We start from the raw sequence: 18,859 nt of genomic DNA, 5'->3' as shown, positions 1-18,859 counted from the left end.
GCTTGGGGTTAAAGGGTCAGCCCGCCGGGGCGGCGGTCGCGGGACCGAACGGGCCTTAAGCAAGCGGCCAGCCCCAGGAGCACGAACAGGGCCGGCAGGCCCCAGGTGATCAGGCCGTAGCAGCGGTGATACCAGGTCGTTTCCGACACGATGGGCGTCTCCGGGCATGGCAGGGCCAGGGCCGTGAAAAGGCCGCCCTGGGCCATGACGCGCCCCCGGGGGTCGATCACGGCGGAAATGCCCGTGTTGGTGCCTCGGATGAGCGCCCGTCCTTGTTCGACGGCCCGCAGCAGCGCCAGATCGAGATGCTGCCGGGGAGCCGCCGTATCGCCGAACCAGGCGTCGTTGGAGATGTTGACCAGGACGTTGGCCCCGGCTTCCACCCGTTTTTGAGCGAGTTCGGGAAAGATTGCTTCATAGCAAATGAGCGTTCCCAGGGCAAGGTCGCCCTGACGTAGGGGAGCGGCCGACGCGCCGGGTTTGAAGTCGCCCACGCCCTCGACCAGCTTGCCGATGAAGGTCAGGTACTGCCCCAGAGGCACGTATTCGCCAAAGGGGACGAGATGTTCCTTGTCGTAGCCGGCGGTCACGCCGTCCGGGGCCAGCAGGAAGGCCCGGTTATAAAGCACGTGCCCACCCAGGGTGCGCTCATAGGCCGGCGCGCCAAAGACCAGGGGCACTCCGGCCGAGGCGACGAAGTCGCGCACGCGCTGGGCGAGATGGCCGCCATCCTGGAAGAAAAACGGCATGGAGGTCTCGGGCCAGATAAGGAGGTCGGAAGGCGCATCGGACAGGGCGCCCCTGGACAGTTCAATGTACTTTTCGACCGTCTCTTCCTCGGCCTCCGGGGCCCATTTGCGGCTCTGGTCCACGTTGCCCTGGACGATGGTCACATGGGCGGCGGCAATCTTGGGCACGGGGTCGGCCAGCCGGCGGTTGCCGAGAAAGGCCAATCCGGCCGCAATGAGGATAACGGCCAGGGTCGGACGGGAGAAAAGCCCGTAGACGGCCGGGGCGGCGGCCAGGGCGGCGAGCAGGCCCGAGAGGCCATAAGCCCCGAGGTAGGCCGCGCCCTGGATGGCCATGGGCCAGGGCGAAAAAGCTCCGGCCAGGGTGAGCCAGGGAAAGCCGGTGAAAAGCGTGCCCCGCAACATTTCCATGACGGTCCAGGCAGCCCCGGCGTAGGGCACAAACAGCCAAGCCGGAAGCCTTGCCGCGCCAAAGCGCCAGGCCAGGGCCAGGGCGGCGGCGTACGCGCCAAGAACCAGGCCCATGAGCACCGGCACGGGCGTGGCCAGCACCCAGGGCATGCCGCCGAAGTCGTGAACAGGCAGGCAGGTCCAATAGAGATTGCCGGCGGCGGCCAGCGCGCCGGTCCAGTAGGCCCATTTGGCGGCTTGCCTGGCGGTTTCGGCCCGGCAGGCGAGGTAGGCCAAACCGGCCGGCAGCAACAGCATGAGTAGCGGCAGGCGGGCGACGGGATTGGCCAGGCCGAACCAGGCCCCGCACACGGCAAGAAAAGCGGCAAGGATCACGGCGTCACTTCCGGGGATTTGAGGATAGGCGGCAGGGGGAAAGCCTCCGGCGGCCGGGGGGGTGATCCCCCCGGACCCCCTCGACGGGAAAAGTGATTAGCGACAGTTAGGCCTCGGCCGGCTCGATGACGATGGAGCGGATCTGGCGGCGATCGGCCTCGCGGACGGTGAAGCGCCGTCCGTCCAGGGTGAAGGCGTCGCCCTGCCGGGGCACGCGGCCGGCCAATTCGGTAAGGAAGCCGCCGATGGTCTCCACTTGCTCCGACTCCAGGGACAGGCCCAGGGCGGTGTTGATGTCTTCGAGCATGGCCCGGCCGGAAACCTGATGGACGCCAGGCCGCAGCTCCCGGATCTCCTCGGGCTTGCTCGGGTCGTGTTCGTCCTCGATTTCGCCGACGATCTCTTCCAGCACGTCTTCCAGGGTGAGCAGCCCCGACGTGCCGCCGTATTCGTCCAGGGCCACGGCCATGTGCTTTTTCTGGCTGCGAAATTCCAGGAGCATCTTTTTAAGGTCCAGCGTCTCCGGGACAAACAGCGCCTCGCGCATGATGGCGCGCAGATCGGGCGTTTCGCCGCAGACCGGCAGCATGTTGCTGAGGATGTCCTTGGCGTAGAGCACGCCCAGGATGTTGTCGCGGTTGCCTTCGTAGACCGGGATGCGGGAGTGGCCGTGGGTTTTGATCAGCGCGCACACGGCGTCCAGGCCGTCGTCGATCTCGGCGCAGACGATGTCCGGGCGCGGCACCATGATGTCCGACACCTGCTTGCTTTCCAGCCGCAGGATGTTGAGCAGCATGGAGGCGTCTTCCGGGATGATGGAACCCTCCGCCCGGGCTTCCTGGATCAACTCTTCAAGGGAAATGCTTTTTTGGCGGAAAAATTTGGTCAGGGCATTCCAAAACCGACCATCGGAATCGTCGTCCAACCTGATCCTCCTAAGCGGGGCGCGCCGTCATGCGGCGTTTTTCCGCGAAGTACTCCGGGAATTGCGTCGTTTCCGTGACAAGCCCGGATAGCGGAACAAAAATACTAACAACGATCTTGGCGTTCGTCCATGGGGCTATTCGCCGCGTTGGCGGTAGATGGCCAGATGGCGGCGGTAGGCCCAGTCGTCCAGGGCCGGCACGCCGGCGGCGGCGGTTTTCCAGGACAGCGGCTCGCCGGGCGTGTCGCCGGGCACGGCAAAGCTCGTGATGTGAAAGCCCACGCCGACGATGCCCAGGGCCTTGGGATCGCCGTAGATATTCTGCAGGCGCAGAGCCAGATTGAACTCCACGGGCTGGCCGATTTCCGGCTCGGCCAAAAGCAGCCGGGCGATGAAGCGCGAGGTCGGCTCGAACAGGCGATGCCCCCGGCGGTAGGCCTCGTGCTGGACCTCCAGGCGCAGGCCGCCGCCGGAAATGTTGCGCAGTTCAATGTCGGGCGTGTCGAACTTGGGGTCATAGCGCAAAAGCGGTTCCCCCCAGGTGGCCGGGTCGGCAAAGCGGCCCCGGTTGTTCTTGATGGTGGATTCGTGCCACAATTCCAGTTCGAGAATGACGTTTTGCGGCGGCTCCACCCGCAAGAACCCGCGCTTTTGCTCCAGTTCCAGGCGGGCCGGCCAGTCCACGGTCATGTGAATGAAGTTGTCGCCGGCCTTGCCGATGGCCAGGATGGGGGCAACGAAGTTGTAGAAGCTGTGCAGATCGCGGTGGGGGTCGATGCGCAGGCGAAAATCGCAGGCCACGAGCTTGCCGATCCAGGTCGGGTTGGCCCGCACCAGCGACGTCATTTCGAGTTCGATGCCGCGTCCCGGCGAGGCGGCGACGATGGCGGCGTCGGTCATGCGCGCGCCGGGATCGTCGCGCACAAAGCTCACCCGGACCTTGCTGCGCTGGGTCAGGGCCGTTTCCACCAGGGCCCGGACCTCGGCCGGCTTGGTGATCCAGGTGGTTGGGCGCACGTCCGAAGGCCGGTATTTGGTCTTCACGAACGCGCCGACGCCGATCAGTGTGAAAAAGGTCCCGAAAATCATGGCCATGATGAGCAGGGCCTCGGGCGAGGCATGGCCGGTGTTGGTGGCGTCGAGCATCCGATCCCACCAACCGGGGTCAAAGAGGCTTAAAAAAGCCGGAAGGTGGGCAAACCCCCAGAATTCCGCCATGAATCGGTCATAAGCCATCGCCCGGGCGGGCACAAGGGGCTTTTAGGCCTGTCTGGACAGCTTTTTGAGATGGATTTCCAGACAGGACACCGCCGCCGGGGTGACGCCCGAGATGCGCGAGGCCTGGCCCAGGCTGCGCGGGGCCACCCGGATGAGCTTTTCCACCACTTCCCGGGACAGCCCGGCCACGGCGGCGTAGTCGAGGTCCTGGGGCAACTCCACGCCCTCATGGCGGCCGGCCCGGCCGGCCAGCTCCTCCTGGCGCTTCAAGTACCCGTCATATTTGACGCGGGTCTCGGCTTCCACGGCCGCCTCAGCCGGCAGTTCGGCCAGTTCGGGCCAGAAACGGAACAGATCAGGCAGCGTGACGGCCGGGCGACGCAGGAGTTCGTCCAGGCGCAGGCTGCGCTCGGCCGGCTTGCCGCCAAGGGCCTCCCAGGCCGCGTCGTCGCAGTCTCCGGGCCGCACCCGACGTTCGGCCAGCCCGGCCAGGGCCTGGGCGATGGACGCTTCCTTGGCCTGGTAACGCGCCCATTGGGCCTCGCCTACCAAGCCGATCTCCCGACCCAGGGCGGTCAGCCGGGCGTCGGCGTTGCCCTCGCGCAAGAGCAGCCGATGCTCGGCCCGGGAGGTGAACATGCGGTAGGGTTCGCTGGTCCCCTTGGTAACGAGGTCATCGACCAGGACGGCCATGTAGGCCTGATCGCGGCGCAGGAGAAACGGCGGACGGCCGGAAAGCGCCAGACAGGCGTTGAGCGAGGCCCACAGGCCCTGGGCGGCGGCCTCCTCGTAGCCGGAGGTGCCGTTTATCTGGCCGGCCAAGTACAGTCCCGGCAGGGCCTTGGTTTCCAGGGTCGGGGACAGCTGCACCGGGTCGGCGTAGTCGTATTCGATGGCGTAGCCCGGGCGCACGATGACCGCGTTTTCCAGGCCCGGGATGGTGGCGATCATGGCCTTTTGGGTCTCGATGGGCAGGCTGGTGGAGATGCCGTTGGGGTAGATCTCCGGGCTTTCCAGGCCTTCGGGCTCCAGGAACACATGATGGCGGTCGCGCTCGGGAAACCGGGCCACCTTGTCTTCCACCGAGGGGCAGTAGCGCGCGCCGGTCCCCTGGATGACGCCGGTAAAAAGGGGCGAACGCTCGAAACCGGCCCGGATGGCCTCGTGGGTGCGGGCGTTGGTGTGGGTAAGATAGCAGGGAACCTGGGGCAGCACCGGCCCGGGGCCGTGGAAGCTGAACCCCGGCGGCGGCGTGTCGCCGGGCTGGGGCACGGTCACGGAAAAGTCGATGCTCTTGGCCAGCAGGCGCGGGGTGGTGCCGGTCTTGAGGCGGCCAAAGATCAGCCCATGGCGGCGCAGGCTGGCAGGCAAGCCGTCGGAAGGCGGATCGCCCAGGCGGCCCCCGCGCAGCTGGGTCAGACCGATGTGGATAAGCCCGCCCAGAAACGTGCCGGTGGTGACGATGACGGCCCGGGTGGCAAAGATTTCGCCCGAGGCGACGCGCAGGCCGCTGACACGCCCGGCCTCGGCCAGGATGTCCTCGGCGCTGTCCTGGCGCACGGTGAGGTTTTCCTGGGCAAACACGTCGCGCTTGACCACCCGCATATACTCGTCGCGGTCGATCTGGGCGCGGGTGGCGCGCACGGCCGGACCTTTGCTGGTGTTTAACGTGCGGAACTGGATGCCGGCGGCGTCGGCCCACAGGCCCATCATGCCGCCAAGGGCGTCGATCTCGCGGACCATGTGCCCCTTGGCCAGCCCGCCGATGGCCGGATTGCAGGACAGGTGGCCGATGCGGTCCACGTTCTGGGTGAGAAGCAGGGTCTTATGGCCGAGCCTGGCGGCGGCCATGGCCGCCTCGCAGCCGGCGTGTCCGGCCCCGATCACGATGATGTCGAACGTCATGGAAGTCACGCGCCTCCGGCGTAGGGAAAGGGAAAGAGCATGTCGGGGCGCTGCCCCGACGCCCCGCCGGGGGGGATAATCTCCCCCGGACCACCTTGCAAGGGGTGGAATGGGCAAAAAATGGGGGGCATGGTCAGATCGGCGTTAACGGAAAGGGCGGCCTCAGGCGGCTCTAGGCTGTGTCGGGCTTGCGGCCCAGGCAGCACAGCCAGCCCTGGTCGGCTTCCTCGCGGACAGCGACGTCTACAAAGCCGGCGGTCTCGAACAGTTCCCGGAACCGAGCCGGCGTCAAATAGGTCATGGGCACGAGTTCCAGCCATTTGCGGTTGCGGGCGTCGAAACGCGGCGTGTCGTAGACCTCGGCAAGAAGCAGGAACCGGCAGCCCGGGCGCAGCACCCGCCGCACTTCGGCCAGGTCGGCGACCAGGTCGGGCCAGAAGTAATGCGTCTCCACGGCGGTGACCAAGTGAAACGTGGAATCGCGGTAGGGCAGGGCCGAAACCGAGGCCTGGCGGATTTCCATGCGGCCCGAGGCCACGGCCTGGGCGTTGTGGCGCAGGGACAGGGTCACGCTTTTGGGCGAGGCGTCGACGCCGCAGATGCGGCCTCGCGGGGCGAGTTCGGCCAGCCGGGCCAGGGTGCGGCCGCCGCCGCAGCCGATGTCGAGGATGTCCTGGTCCGGGGCGACGTCCACCTGGGACAGGCCCCAGGTGGTCAGGGCGTAGTGGCTGCGGTTCATGCGCCGGCCGATGTATTCGCCAAGAATGCCGCCGGGCCGGCGGCACTGCTCCATGAGGAGTTTTTTCCAAGCGCGCTTGATATTCATCCCTTTCTCCACCCGCCGAAACAGTAACGCTTTCCCAGAAACCCATGTGGGGGGTCCGGGGGCCTCAGGCCCCCGGCGGAGAGGTCCAGGAGAGGCAGAGCCTCTCCTGGCCGCCGGAGGCATCTTCCTCTCTTCTCTCACTTAACTATATAACACCCGCGCCATGACCTTGGCGTCGCCGATGGTCTTGGCGATGCTGGAACGTTCGTTGGGCTGATGGGCGTTGTGTTCCAGGGTGGCCCAGACAACGGCCGGGTAGCCCCGGCGGCGCAGGTAGGCGGCGACGGTGCCGCCGCCGATGCCCATGGGTTTGGGGTCGGCTCCGTAGACCTGCCGGATGCCGTCCATGACCCGGGTGACGATGGTGGCCGAGACGTCGGTGGCTGGCGCGGCTTGCTCCTTTTGCACGATCTCGTAGCTGACGGTGACGCCGCAGGCTTCCTCAACTTCTTTGCCGTAGCCCGCGATGGCGGCCAAGACGTCGTCGAGGTTGTAATGGGGCAGCACGCGGCAGTCGACGTAGAAGACGTCGCGGCCGGGGATGGTGTTGATGTTTTCGACGTTGGCTTCTTTCTTGGTTGGCTCGAAGGTGGAGTTGGCCGGATGGAACAGCGGGTCCTTGTCGCCGAACTTGTCGTAGAGCTTGGGAATCTTGAGGATAAAAAGCGAAGCGGCGGCCAGGGTGTTGACGCCTTCGGCCGGGGTGGAGGCGTGGCACTGGCGGCCTTCGACGATGACCTTGAGCCAGAGCATGCTTTTTTCGGCCACTTCCACCATTTCGCTGGTGGGCAGACCGAAGTCGGGCACGAGGAAGAGGTCGTCCTTGGAAAAAAGCCCGTCGTGGTGGGCGGCCACGTAGTCCAGGCCGTACTTGCTGCCGGTTTCTTCGTCGGCCACGAACAGCATCCCGTAGTTCATGGGCGGCAGCAGTTTTTTGGCGGCAATGGCCCGACCGAGCAGGATGGAGCTGACCACGGCCTGCTGGTTGTCCTCGACACCGCGCCCGTACACGAGGTCGCCATCGACGGACAGCGTGTAGGGATCGTTCTTCCACAGGGCGCGGTCGCCGGGCGGCACGATGTCGAGGTGGGAGATGACCCAGAAGGTGCGCGAGGTGTCGGCCCCGGGCATGACCACGGCGAGGTTGGGCCGGTGGCCGCAGGGCACGCGGGGATCGGGAGCGTTTATTTCGCGGACTTCGGGGAAGCCCATGCCGGCCAGCAGGACTTTGAGGCGGTCGGCTTTTTCGCGTTCGCCGGGGCCGCCGTTGTCGGGGCCCAGGGCGGGGATGGCGGTCAATTCGCGTTGCAGGTCGATGACGGCCTCGCGTTCGCCGTCGATATGGGCCAGCAAGTCGTCTAGCATAGAGGCTCCGGGCTTATGGGTGGAGAAGTCGCCAAAGCCGGCAATGTAGCCGGTCGGCGGACGCTTGGCAAACCGGACGCAACGCAAAAAGCCGGGAGGCGCAAGACCTCCCGGCTGGGCGTGATAGAGAAAGAGCGGGGCCTAGCGACCGCGGGCGGCGCGCTTGGAGGCCTTGAGGGGGTTGATGTTGACCTTGCCGCCCTTGTCGACTTCGAGCTTCATGTGGGTGGCGAAGTTGCAGACCTTCTGGGCCCACTTACGCTCGGGCAGGGGATAGCTCTTGCAGTATTTGACCCCATCCTGCTCCATGGTGCGATCGCAGCCCTCGCACTTCTCCACGATGGGATGGCATTCGACGCCATTGACGGTGATGACCTGGGACATGGGATAACCTCCGGACCGCGCGGGATGGGGCGCGGGAATAGTTGCGGCGCAAAGCCAGCCTTTATTACGGAGCCGGGCGGGGCTGTCAAGGGACTTTTCAGGGGCTGCCGCTACCGCCCCGTCAGCCGGGCGGCCGTATCGGCCACGTCGCGGCGCAGCTTTTCGTAGTCAAAGGTCAAAAACGCGCCGTCGTGGTAGAGAACCCGGCCGGCGACCATGGTGAGGACAACCTCGCCGCCGCTGGCCGCGTAGACCGTGTCGGACACCGGGTCCAGGCCGGGGCGCAGGGCCGGGCGCGTCAGGTCCAGGGCGCACAGATCGGCCGGCGCGCCGGGCGCGAGACGTCCCAGTTCGGGCCAGCCCAGGGCGGCGGCGCCGTCGCGGGTGGCCATGTCCAGGACCGCGCCGGCCTCAAGGGCTGTGGGGTCGCCGGTGCCCACCTTTTGCAGGAGCGCGGCGAAGCTCATTTCCGAAAAGAGGTTCAGGGCATTGTTACTGGCCGGGCCGTCTGTCCCCAGGCCAACCGTCACGCCGGCCCGGCGCAGGGCCTGTACGGGCGCAATGCCGCTGGCGAGCTTCATGTTGCTCTTGGGACAGTGGGACACGCTCGTGCCCGAGGCGGCCAGGAGCGCGATGTCGCTTTCATTTAAGGCCACGCCGTGGGCGAGCAGCGTGTGCGGCGAGAGCATCCCCAGCTCCTGCAAATACGGAATGACGCGCTTGCCGTTGGCGTTGAGGCAATCGTCGTTTTCCCGGGCTGTCTCGGCGGCGTGGGTGGACAGGAGCAAGCCGCGCTCCCGGGCCAGGGCGGCGCAGCGCTCCAGGGTGTCGCGGCGGCAGGTATAGACGGCGTGGGGAAACACGGCGGCGCGCAGCCGGTCGTTGCCGGCGAGTTGGTCGGCCAGGGCCGCGCCTTCGGCCAGGGAGGCGTTGGCGGACTTGAAGCCGGCGCTTTCCATGTCGAAAACGCCCTGGCAGATCACGCCCCGGATGCCGGCCGCTTCGGCGGCGGCCACGGCGGCGTCGTTGTAGAAATAGGCGTCGAGAAAGCAGGTCGTGCCCGAGGCCAGCATTTCGGCGCAGGCGAGCAGTGTGCCCTGGCGTACGGCCTCGGCCGTGAGCTTGGCCTCGGCTGGCCAGATGTGCTGGCTTAGCCACACCGAGAGCGTTTCATCGTCGCACAGGCCCCGAAACAGGGTCATGGCGGCGTGGCCGTGGCTGTTTATCAGCCCCGGCAGCACCATGGCTTCACCCAGATCAAGGGTTTCGGCCGGGGCGTAGACAGCGGCCAGCTGCGCGCGCGGCCCAACGGCCGAGACCCGGCCGTCGGTTATGGCGAGAGCAGCGTCGCGCAAAACCTCGCGGGCATCGTTTTGGGTGACCACAACGGCGGCCGTGACCAGGACATCGCAGGGCAGGGGGGCAGTGGCGTTTTCCATGGCCGCATCCCTTAACCCAGGGCGGCGGGCAGGCCAAGCCCGGCTTGACCGGATGGCGCAAAATTGCCTATGCGACTGCGGTTACCTGACTGAATTTCCAAGGAGAGGCCCATGGACCTGCGTCAACTTATTCGCGATATCCCGGATTATCCCAAGGAAGGCATCCTCTTTTTCGACATCACGCCGCTTCTGGGCGATCCGGACGGGTTCCGCCGGGCCATCGACCTTTTGGCCGAGCGCTTCGCCGATTCCGGGGCCACGAAAATCGTGGCCGCCGAGGCGCGCGGCTTCATTTTCGGCGCGGCGCTGGCCTACAAGATGGGCCTAGGCTTCGTGCCGGTGCGCAAGCCCGGCAAGCTGCCGTACAAGACGGTTTCCGTCTCCTATGACCTGGAATACGGCTCCGACACCCTGTGCATGCACGAGGACGCGCTGCTTCGTGACGAGAAAGTGCTGGTCATCGATGACTTGTTGGCCACGGGCGGCACGCTGTCCGGTGTCATCGATCTCGTGGAGCATTTCGGCGCGGACATCGTCGGCATCGGCGTGGTCATCGAGCTGGAATTTTTAAACGGCAAGGAACAGCTGCGTTCCTACGGCTGCGAGAGCATTTTGCAGATCGCCTAAGGGCGGATTTCGTACCGACGCGGCGGTTGTCTGGACAAAGCGCCCGAGGCGCTCTTCCCTGGCCCGGGAGCCTCTGGAACCCTGGCTCGTTCTTAGTTGACTATCCAGTCGGAGAAAAACGGCATGAAGATCGGCATTATCGGCGGCAGCGGCCTGGACGACCCCAATATCCTGGAAAATCCGTCCGACATCGAGGTGGACACCCCTTACGGCGCGCCCAATTCGACCCTGCGCCAGGGCCGGATCGCCGGCAAGGACGTGGTGCTTTTGGCCCGCCATGGCCGGTCGCATACGGCCACGCCCACCCACGTCAACTACCGGGCCAACATCCACGCCTTGCGCGCGGTCGGCTGCGCCGCCGTCATCTCCACCACGGCGGTGGGGTCGCTGCGGGCCGAGATCGGGCGCGGCGATCTGGTCATCCTCGACCAGTTCATCGACTTCACCCGGCGTCGTGCGCTCACCTTCCACGACCGTTTCGAGCCGCACAATCCGGCCCACACGCCCATGGCCGACCCGTTTTCCGAGCCGTTGCGCCAGCTGCTCATCGACGCCTGCCGCAAGTTCGGCTACTGCCACCACGACAAGGGCACGGTGGTCACCATCGAAGGGCCGCGTTTTTCCACCCGCGCCGAATCGAACATGTTCCGGGCCTGGGGCGCGGACGTCATCAACATGAGCGTGGCCACGGAATGCGCCCTGGCCGTGGAGGCCGGGCTTCCCTACGCATCGGTGGCCATGAGCACGGACTACGACTGCTGGAAGACCGACGAGCCGCCCGTCTCCTGGGAGGAGATCGTGACGATCTTCAAGGAAAACGCCGAGAAGGTGACGAGTGTGCTTATCGAGGTGGTGGGGAAGATGTAACCCGGCCGTCAGTGGGCTGACTGTTTTTTTGCGGGGCGCCCGGCGACGGACGCCCCGCTTGTTTTTCGTATTGTCTTTGTTAAAGTTGCTATGGCTGTTGTTGCGTGATTATCTTTTTTTGTGTTTTTTGGCTGATCGTTTGTGGTGCCGCTTGGGTTTGTTTGTTGTTGTGGGTGCAGAATGTGCTTCGCGACAATTTGTTTTTGAGTTTTCTTGTTCGTTTTTGATGTCTTCCGATATGGACATGCTTTCCTCATTGAATACTTCAAGATATGTTGTTTTGAAAATCTCTGTCTCTCTAAAATTTTCAAACAAAGGCCAGTTGTTGTAGTCAGCTTTTGTTACTTCACCGTTGCAACCTATTTTACGCATGGTTGTGGCGGCCTCTGTATTGTTGTCGTTTAATACAAGAACAGCAAGTTTAAATTTTTCGCTGGAAGCCGACCAGTCATTTTCGTTGAGTAGTTTTTCCATCTCCTCTTTCTTAGATGAAAATTTTAAGGCTATTGCATAATTTATTACAATAATTCTACGTGTTTCCTCTGATGAAAATTTTTTACCTATGCATTTTATTGCAAATTTACAGAGAGTTATAGTGGCGCTGTAGTGTTTTGATGTTAAAAGTGAATAAACAACAGAAATTAAATGTTTGTCGGCATCTTGTGACTCCTCTGGCTGGAACTTTCTCCATAAAACATGCCCTATCATAAATCCAATTGTAAGGACCGTATTGAATGCATTGTCGAAATAGTCTGGGCTGACTTGGAGGGGGTCACCTTTTTTTAAATCGTTAATTTCTATTTTGTGTTTTTTGCAAGTATCTAGGTACTGCTTGCTGACAATGCCGTTGCAATGTACAAATAAGTTCCTCCTTTCTGTTAGTTCGACAAAATCATTCCAACCTTCTACTTCTTTGGTTAGTATGACAGAAAAAGTTGCCTCAATGATCTTGAACTGTTCAGGATGGCTATTTCTCAGTAGGTTTTCAACTTCTTTGTCAATGATTATCTCTTTTATTTGGTCTAAAGAGTCGTAAGTCACGATGTCGGAAAAGGAAATCTGGTTGTCTTTAGAGTTTAATACTTCGGGTTTTATGCGGTACATTCTTCTTATAATCATTCCAAGGTAGGCGTCATACTCACTGATTAAGGAGACTACAAAGCTCTTTGGTATTATTGTCCCTGACCTATTTACCCACTCAACATCTCGTAACTTTTGTTTGAATTCGTAGTAGCTTGTAAATTCTATACTATATTCCGTTTCGGTCTCGCTTTTTTTGGTGCTTTTGGCGTTCTTTGAGAGAAATTCCTCGAACTCGTCGTTTGTATTCTTTCTGACATGCTTAATAAAGCTCATGACGATGTAGAGAGTTCTGTGGAGGCTCTCTATGTTACTGATGAAATCACTTATAATTGAACCAAAATCTTCTTTTGAGGATTTCGTTTGTATTAAGCTCATTGTTTAGTCCCGGTTGTTGATTTGCGGTGTTTCTATCAGCTTTTTAAAAAAATATCTATACAGGTTGTTGCTATATGTCAATGTGATTTTGCGGTGAGCTTAAGGGTGATCGATTGGTTCCCAAATCCCCCCATCCGTGCCATAACAGCTCCAATCATCCCTCTTCCCGCGACGCCGCGCGTCGCCAAGGAGCCGTCCATGACCGAGCCGTGCCGCGCCGAAAGCCTGCCCGCCGCCCATAAAGCCTTCTTGGACCGCATAAGCGCCTTCATCCCGGCCGAGCGCATCTTCCTCGGCCCGTTTCGAAACCTCGCCCTGGGCGACGACGCCAGCTTCTATCGGCTGATCCCCAAGATCGTCATCAAGGCCGTGACCGAAGCCGAGGTGGCCCGGATTCTTCGCACCGCCGCCGCCGAACACGTGGCCGTCACCTTCCGCACCGCCGGCACCAGCCTGTCCGGCCAGGCGCTGACCGATTCCGTGCTGGTCTATCTGGCCGGCGCCTGGCGCGGGCTGCGCATCCATCCCGGCGCGGGCCACATCAGCCTGGAGCCCGGCGTCATCGGGGCCGAGGCCAACGTGCGGCTTGCCCCCTATGGCCGCAAGATCGGCCCGGACCCGGCCTCCATCAGCGCCTGCATGATCGGCGGCATCGCCGCCAACAATTCGTCGGGCATGTGCTGCGGCACGGCGGAAAACAGCTACAAGACCGTGGAATCCATGCGTCTGGTATTTGCCGACGGCACGGCCCTGGACACCGCCGACCCGGCCTCCCGGGCCGCCTTTGCCGTGGCCCGGCCGGAACTGTTGGCCGAGCTGGCCGCCATGCGCGCCGAAATCCTGGCCGACGCCGAACTGGCCGAGCGCATCCGCCGCAAATTCAAGATCAAAAACACCACCGGTTACGGCCTAAACGCCTTCATCGACTTCGAAGACCCCTTCGACATCCTGCTGCACCTCATCATCGGCTCCGAAGGGACCTTGGCCTTTATCAGCGAGGTCACCTACCGCACCGTGGTCGAGCATCCCCACAAGGCCTCGTCGCTCATGATCTACCCGACCATCGACGCCGCCTGCCGGGCCACCATCGCGCTCAAGGCCGGCCCGGTGTCGGCCGTGGAACTTATGGACCGGGCTTCGCTGCGCTCGGTGGAGGACAAGCCCGGGATGCCGGCCTATCTTAAGGAATTGTCCGAGGATGCCGCCGCCATTTTGGTGGAGGTGCGCGCCGCCGACAAACCCGGGCTGCTGGCCGCCATCGACGGCGCGCTGTCTCGGGTGGCCGGCATCGAGCCGGTCTTTCCGCTTATCTTCATGGACGGCAAGGACGATTACGAAAAGCTCTGGAACATCCGGCGCGGGCTTTTCACCTCGGTCGGCGGGGCGCGAAAGCCCGGCACGGCCGTCATCATCGAGGACGTGGTCTTCCCCATCGAGCGGCTGGCCGAGGGCACGGTGGAACTCCAGCGCCTCATGCGCGACCACGGCTTTGCCGAAGGCATCATTTTTGGCCATGCCCTGGAAGGCAATCTCCACTTTGTCTTCTGCCCGGACTTCGGCGACCCGGACGCCACGGCCCATTACCGGGCGCTGCTGGATGAAGTGGCAGCCATGGTCGTTGGCCGCTACGACGGCTCGCTCAAGGGCGAACACGGCACCGGCCGCAACATGGCCCCCTTTGTCGAGATGGAGTGGGGACGCACCGCCTACGCCTACATGCAACGCCTCAAGGCCGCCTTCGATCCCGAAGGCATCCTCAACCCGGGCGTTATCCTCAACGACGACAAGGAAGTGCATCTCAAGGACTTGAAACCCATGCCGCCCGTCGATCCCATCATCGACCGCTGCATCGAGTGCGGCTACTGCGAATCGGTCTGCCCCTCGCGCAACGTCACCACCACGCCGCGCCAGCGCATCGCGTTGCAGCGCCACATGGCCTTGGCCAAACAGACCGGCGACCTGGGCGAATTCAATGACTTCCATGACGCCTACGCCTACTACGGCGCGGCCACCTGCGCCGCCGACGGCCTGTGCGCCACGGTCTGTCCCGTGGCCGTGGACACCGGCTCCTTCACCAAAACCTATCGCGGCCGGGAAGCCGGCGACCGGGCGCGCAAGATCGGCCGGTTCGTGGCCGACCACTACGGCTTGGTGACGACCCTGGCCAGCGGCGGCTTGCATCTGTCCCACGGCGTCCATAAGCTGCTCGGCACCAAGGCCATGACCGCCATGACGCATGGCCTGCGAAAGCTCTCGCGGGGCCTGGTTCCCTACTGGACGCCCACCGCCCCCAAGGGCGCGCCGCGTCTGGAACTGCGGAACACCCGCCAGGGCAAGGGCCGGCAGGTGGTCTATTTCCCGAGCTGCACCACCCGGGCCATGGGCCCCTCGGCCCTGGACCCGGACCAGCGCGGGCTTTTCGCCGCCGTCATGTCCGTTTTGGCCAAGGCCGGCTACGACGTCATCTTCCCCGAGGGATTGAAGGAACTGTGCTGCGGCCTGACGCTGGAATCCAAGGGCCTGCACGAGGACGCGGGGCGCAAGTCGGCCGAGCTGGAGACGGTGCTGCGAAAAGTGAGCAACAACGGCGCGATCCCCATCCTGTGCGACGCCAGCCCGTGTCTCTACACCATGCGCTGCAAGATGGAACCGGGGCTTAAGCTCCACGAACCAGTGGAGTTCATCCACGACTTCTGCCTGCCGCATCTTGATCTGACCCCGGTGGACGCGGCCGTGGCCCTGCATGTCTCGTGCTCGTCGGTGAAAATGGGCCTGTCGGCCAAGTTCGCCGCCCTGGCCAAACTCTGCGCCAAGCAGGTGGTCATCCCACGCAACATCCACTGCTGCGGCTTTGCCGGTGACCGGGGCTTTTTCTACCCCGAACTCAACGCCGCCGCCCTGGCCGATCTGCCCGGGCAGCTGCCGGCCACGGTCACGGCCGGCTACAGCAACAGCCGCACCTGCGAAATCGGCCTGTCCTTCCACGGCGGCATCCCCTACCAGTCCATGGCCTACCTGGTGGACCAGGCCGCCCGGCCGAAGTAGGGGGAGGGGGGGATGCCTCCGGCGGCCAGAAGAGGCGCTGCCTCTGCCTTACCCTCTCCGCCGGGGGCCTGAGGCCCCCGGACCCCCCAGTTGGGTGATGGGGACTGGCGGTAGTGTCGTGGGGGGGCGAGAGGGTGAAAGGGGAGTGAGCGCCTGGGGCGCATGAGCGGAAATTCATGAAGCGTTAAGAAAGGACGAAATGCCGCGCCAGGGCTGGATTTCCGGTCCTGGCACGGCCCTTGCGGGCTTGACGCGGACAGGCGGCGGGGAGAAGAATGCGCGCCGCCCGGTATTGGGCGAGGAGTCTGCCCATGCGCCTTCGCGTACTCGTTCTCACCATTCTCGTTCTCCTATTCTCCTTCACCCACGTCGCCGCCGCCACGCCGCCCGCCGAGCCGATTCTGCGCATCGAAACCGGGATGCACACGGCGCTCATCAAGCGCATCGCCGTGGACGCGCTGGGCCGCTATCTGGCCACGGCCTCCGACGACAAGACCTGCCGTGTCTGGGACATCAAGACCGGCGAACAACTGCGCGTGCTGCGTCCGCCCATCGGCCACGAATACGAGGGCCGGCTCTACAGCGTGGCCATGAGCCCCGACGGCCGCTACGTCTTTTGCGGCGGCTGGTCCGGCTACGGCTGGGACAAGGCCCACAGCGTCTATGTCTTCGACCGCGAATCCGGCCAGCTCGTGCGCCGCCTCACCGGCCTGCCAAGCGTGGTCAACCACTTGGCCATCTCCCGCGACGGGGCATATCTGGCCGCTGTCCTTGGCGAGGACGGCCTGCGCGTCTGGCGGCTGTCCGATCTGGCGCTTGTGGGTCAGGACCGCGACTACAAGGGCGAAAGCTACGGCGCGGCCTTTGACGGCAAGGGCCATCTGGCCACGGCCTGCTACGACGGCGCGGTGCGCCTCTACCGCGTGGCCGACACGGGCCTGACCCTGCTCGCCAAAACCCAGACCCAGGGCGGCGCGCGGCCCTTTTCCCTGGCCTTTTCCCCGGACGGCAGCCAGCTGGCCGTGGGCTTCACCGACACTCCGGCCGTGACGGTCCTGGACGCCGAAACCCTGGGACTCCTCGGCGCGCCCAACCTCGCCGGCGTGGACAACGGCAACCTCGCCACCGTCGCCTTTGCCGCCGACGGGTCGCTTCTGGCCGCCGGCCGCTGGGTCACGGACCGGGGCTGCCCCATACGCAGCTTCAAGCCTTCGGACTACGTGCAGTACCGCGACCTCGACACCGGCAAATCCGCCGTGGTGGCCCTGTGTCCGCTGCCCGACGGCGGCGTGGCCTACGGCACCGTGGCCCCGCGCTGGGGCGTGCTGCGCCCGGACGGCAGCTTCGGCATGACCCGCTCGCCGGCCATCCAGGACTACCGCTCCTCGGTGCGGGCCTTCTATCTCGACCGCACCGGCGAGACGGTAGGCTACGCCGTAGGCGGCCGCAAAGGCGTCTACCGCTTCGCCTTGCCCGGCCGCGACCTGCGGCACATCGACGCCGTGACTCCGGACATGGCCGCGCCGCGAACCCAGGCCGCCGGCCTGACCGTGGCCGGCTGGGAAGGGGGGCGCACGCCGACGCTAAACGGCCAGCCGCTCAAGATGAAGGACTTCGAAACGTCCTTTTCCCTGGCCATCGCCCCGGACAACCGCCGGCTGATCCTGGGCACCTCCTGGAACGTCCGGGCCTACGGAGCCGACGGCGCGCCGTTGTGGCAGACCCCGGCCCCGGACACGGTCTGGGCGGTCAATGTCAGCGGCGACGGGCGCATGGTCGTCGCGGCCATGGGCGACGGCTCCATCCGCTGGTACCGCCTGGAAGATGGGCGCGAACTGCTGTCCTATTTCCCCAATGCCGACGGCAAGCGTTGGGTGCTGTGGACCCCGACAGGCTACTACGACGCCTCCCCGGGCGGCGAGGATATGATCGGCTGGAACGTCAACAACGGCCCGGACCACGCGGCCGACTTCTTTCCGGCCTCGCGCTTCCGCGAGGCCTACCACCGGCCCGATGTGGTGGACATGGTGCCGCGCGCCCTGGACGAGGACCGGGCTTTGGCCGCGGCCAACGTGGCCCGGGGGGGCGATGTGCGCGCGCCTTCGGTGCTGACTGCCCGGCCGCCGGTGGTGGAAATCCTCAGTCCGGCTCCGGGCGGGGGATTTGCCGCCCCGGACATGGCCGTCAAATATGCCGTGCGCAGCCCCGGCGGCGAGGACATTACCGCCGTGCGGGTGCTGGTGGACGGCGCACGCGTGCTGGAGCAACGCCCCAATCTCGCCGGCCGGGGCCTTGAGCCCAGCGTGCTCACCAGCAACGTGGCCCTGCCCGAGCGCGATGTGGTGCTTTCGGTGGTGGCCGAGAACAAAAACGGCCCCTCGGCCCCGGCCACGGTGAAGCTCAAGTGGACCGGCCGGGCCGCCGCGCCGGCCGCACCGGCCTCCAAGCTCTACGTCCTGGCCATCGGGGCCGGAGCCTATGCCGACAAATCCCTGTCGCTCACCTATCCGGCCAAGGACGCCCAGGACTTCGCCGCCGCCATGGCCCTGCAAAAGGGCAAACTCTACAGCGACGTGGTGGTGCGGACCCTCACCGACGAGGCCGCCACCAAGGAAGCCATCCTCAACGGCCTGGACTGGATCGAGCGCCAGACCACCCAGCACGACGTGGCCATGATCTTTCTGGCCGGTCATGGGGTGAACGACAAGAACGGCGACTACTACTTCCTGCCGACCACCGTGGAGCTGGAAAAGCTGCGGGCCTCGGGGCTGCCGTTCATGGAAGTGCAAAAGACCATCCGCAACATCGCCGGCAAGACGCTCTTTTTCGTGGACACCTGCCACAGCGGTTCCATCATGGGAGCGTCGCGTCGCGGCATGACGGACGTCAACGGCGTGATCAACGAGCTCTCCAGCGCCGGCAACGGAGCCATCGTCTTCGCCGCCTCCACCGGCCGGCAGTATTCCCTGGAAAAGCCGGACTGGCAAAACGGAGCCTTTACCAAGGCGCTGGTGGAAGGCGTGCTCGGCAAGGCCGACGTCAAGCGCACCGGCCGGGTGACGTTCAAGATGCTCGACCTCTACATCTCCGAGCGCGTCAAGGAACTCACCGGCGGCGAACAGACCCCGACCACCGGCGTGCCCGGCACGGTGGAGGACTTCCCTATCGCGGCCTACTGACGCAAAGCGTCGATGTACGCCCTTTCAGCCCCGTCGTCGCCGCCCGCGACGGCGGGGTTTTTCGTGTTCCGCCGCCTGCCTGACGA

General features: G+C 64.3%; 13 protein-coding genes. 4 read left to right on the top strand and 9 right to left on the bottom strand.

The annotated features are described in order from the left end of the window. Nucleotides 1-8: 8 nt before the first annotated feature. From lnt to DMR_RS12440, 8 genes are all read right to left on the bottom strand, one after another. Entirely contained in the window at nucleotides 9-1,535 is a 1,527-nt protein-coding gene (gene lnt / locus DMR_RS12475) for an apolipoprotein N-acyltransferase (RefSeq protein WP_015861276.1), read from the bottom strand. Between the two features lie 106 nt (nucleotides 1,536-1,641). Beyond that, on the bottom strand, nucleotides 1,642-2,460 hold the full coding sequence (locus DMR_RS12470) for a hemolysin family protein (RefSeq protein ID WP_015861275.1): 819 nt from the start codon (nucleotides 2,458-2,460) through the stop codon (nucleotides 1,642-1,644). A 135-nt stretch (nucleotides 2,461-2,595) separates the two neighbouring features. Further along, the gene (locus DMR_RS12465; protein ID WP_043600629.1) at nucleotides 2,596-3,678 is read right to left on the bottom strand and encodes a hypothetical protein; all 1,083 of its coding nucleotides are present in this window, start codon (nucleotides 3,676-3,678) and stop codon (nucleotides 2,596-2,598) included. A 42-nt stretch (nucleotides 3,679-3,720) separates the two neighbouring features. After that, nucleotides 3,721-5,583 carry a tRNA uridine-5-carboxymethylaminomethyl(34) synthesis enzyme MnmG gene (mnmG, locus tag DMR_RS12460; protein WP_043600627.1) on the bottom strand — a complete coding sequence of 621 codons (1,863 nt, stop codon included), beginning with the start codon at nucleotides 5,581-5,583 and terminating at the stop codon, nucleotides 3,721-3,723. 172 nt (nucleotides 5,584-5,755) lie between these two features. Next, complete coding sequence (locus DMR_RS12455) at nucleotides 5,756-6,409, bottom strand: class I SAM-dependent methyltransferase (RefSeq protein ID WP_015861272.1); 654 nt, start codon at nucleotides 6,407-6,409, stop codon at nucleotides 5,756-5,758. Nucleotides 6,410-6,550: 141 nt separating this feature from the next. Continuing rightward, nucleotides 6,551-7,774, bottom strand: a complete 1,224-nt coding sequence (locus DMR_RS12450; RefSeq protein WP_015861271.1) for a M20 family metallo-hydrolase — start codon at nucleotides 7,772-7,774, stop codon at nucleotides 6,551-6,553. Between the two features lie 141 nt (nucleotides 7,775-7,915). Beyond that, nucleotides 7,916-8,158, bottom strand: a complete 243-nt coding sequence (locus tag DMR_RS12445) for a PxxKW family cysteine-rich protein (protein ID WP_006917742.1) — start codon at nucleotides 8,156-8,158, stop codon at nucleotides 7,916-7,918. Between the two features lie 110 nt (nucleotides 8,159-8,268). After that, nucleotides 8,269-9,597 carry an amidohydrolase gene (locus tag DMR_RS12440; protein WP_015861270.1) on the bottom strand — a complete coding sequence of 443 codons (1,329 nt, stop codon included), beginning with the start codon at nucleotides 9,595-9,597 and terminating at the stop codon, nucleotides 8,269-8,271. 111 nt (nucleotides 9,598-9,708) lie between these two features. On the opposite strand from DMR_RS12440, the gene DMR_RS12435 reads away from it, so the two are divergent. Next, nucleotides 9,709-10,224, top strand: a complete 516-nt coding sequence (locus DMR_RS12435; protein ID WP_015861269.1) for an adenine phosphoribosyltransferase — start codon at nucleotides 9,709-9,711, stop codon at nucleotides 10,222-10,224. 123 nt (nucleotides 10,225-10,347) lie between these two features. After that, the gene (mtnP, locus tag DMR_RS12430; protein WP_015861268.1) at nucleotides 10,348-11,091 is read left to right on the top strand and encodes an S-methyl-5'-thioadenosine phosphorylase; all 744 of its coding nucleotides are present in this window, start codon (nucleotides 10,348-10,350) and stop codon (nucleotides 11,089-11,091) included. A gap of 108 nt (nucleotides 11,092-11,199) precedes the next feature. Here mtnP and DMR_RS24485 read toward each other — a convergent pair whose 3' ends face one another. Then, nucleotides 11,200-12,549, bottom strand: a complete 1,350-nt coding sequence (locus DMR_RS24485; RefSeq protein ID WP_015861267.1) for a hypothetical protein — start codon at nucleotides 12,547-12,549, stop codon at nucleotides 11,200-11,202. A gap of 198 nt (nucleotides 12,550-12,747) precedes the next feature. On the opposite strand from DMR_RS24485, the gene DMR_RS12425 reads away from it, so the two are divergent. Further along, entirely contained in the window at nucleotides 12,748-15,594 is a 2,847-nt protein-coding gene (locus DMR_RS12425) for an FAD-binding and (Fe-S)-binding domain-containing protein (protein ID WP_015861266.1), read from the top strand. Between the two features lie 311 nt (nucleotides 15,595-15,905). Further along, on the top strand, nucleotides 15,906-18,773 hold the full coding sequence (locus DMR_RS12420) for a caspase family protein (RefSeq protein WP_043600624.1): 2,868 nt from the start codon (nucleotides 15,906-15,908) through the stop codon (nucleotides 18,771-18,773). The last annotated feature ends 86 nt before the right edge of the window (nucleotides 18,774-18,859 follow it).

It is taken from the genome of Solidesulfovibrio magneticus RS-1, from assembly GCF_000010665.1.
GTDB classification, from domain to species: domain Bacteria; phylum Desulfobacterota; class Desulfovibrionia; order Desulfovibrionales; family Desulfovibrionaceae; genus Solidesulfovibrio; species Solidesulfovibrio magneticus.
Note: the sequence above shows the minus strand (reverse complement) of the source record. Positions and strands in the feature narration are given on the sequence as shown.

Bases quoted from the DNA above. Each gene is read 5' to 3' on its own strand.
- mnmG (WP_043600627.1), bottom strand. From the start codon at position 5,583: ATGACGTTCGACATCATCGTGATCGGGGCCGGACACGCCGGCTGCGAG.
- mtnP (WP_015861268.1), top strand. From the start codon at position 10,348: ATGAAGATCGGCATTATCGGCGGCAGCGGCCTGGACGACCCCAATATC.
- DMR_RS12440 (WP_015861270.1), bottom strand. From the start codon at position 9,597: ATGGAAAACGCCACTGCCCCCCTGCCCTGCGATGTCCTGGTCACGGCC.
- DMR_RS24485 (WP_015861267.1), bottom strand. From the start codon at position 12,549: ATGAGCTTAATACAAACGAAATCCTCAAAAGAAGATTTTGGTTCAATT.
- DMR_RS12455 (WP_015861272.1), bottom strand. From the start codon at position 6,409: ATGAATATCAAGCGCGCTTGGAAAAAACTCCTCATGGAGCAGTGCCGC.
- DMR_RS12465 (WP_043600629.1), bottom strand. From the start codon at position 3,678: ATGGCGGAATTCTGGGGGTTTGCCCACCTTCCGGCTTTTTTAAGCCTC.
- DMR_RS12445 (WP_006917742.1), bottom strand. From the start codon at position 8,158: ATGTCCCAGGTCATCACCGTCAATGGCGTCGAATGCCATCCCATCGTG.
- DMR_RS12425 (WP_015861266.1), top strand. From the start codon at position 12,748: ATGACCGAGCCGTGCCGCGCCGAAAGCCTGCCCGCCGCCCATAAAGCC.
- DMR_RS12435 (WP_015861269.1), top strand. From the start codon at position 9,709: ATGGACCTGCGTCAACTTATTCGCGATATCCCGGATTATCCCAAGGAA.
- DMR_RS12420 (WP_043600624.1), top strand. From the start codon at position 15,906: ATGCGCCTTCGCGTACTCGTTCTCACCATTCTCGTTCTCCTATTCTCC.
- DMR_RS12450 (WP_015861271.1), bottom strand. From the start codon at position 7,774: ATGCTAGACGACTTGCTGGCCCATATCGACGGCGAACGCGAGGCCGTC.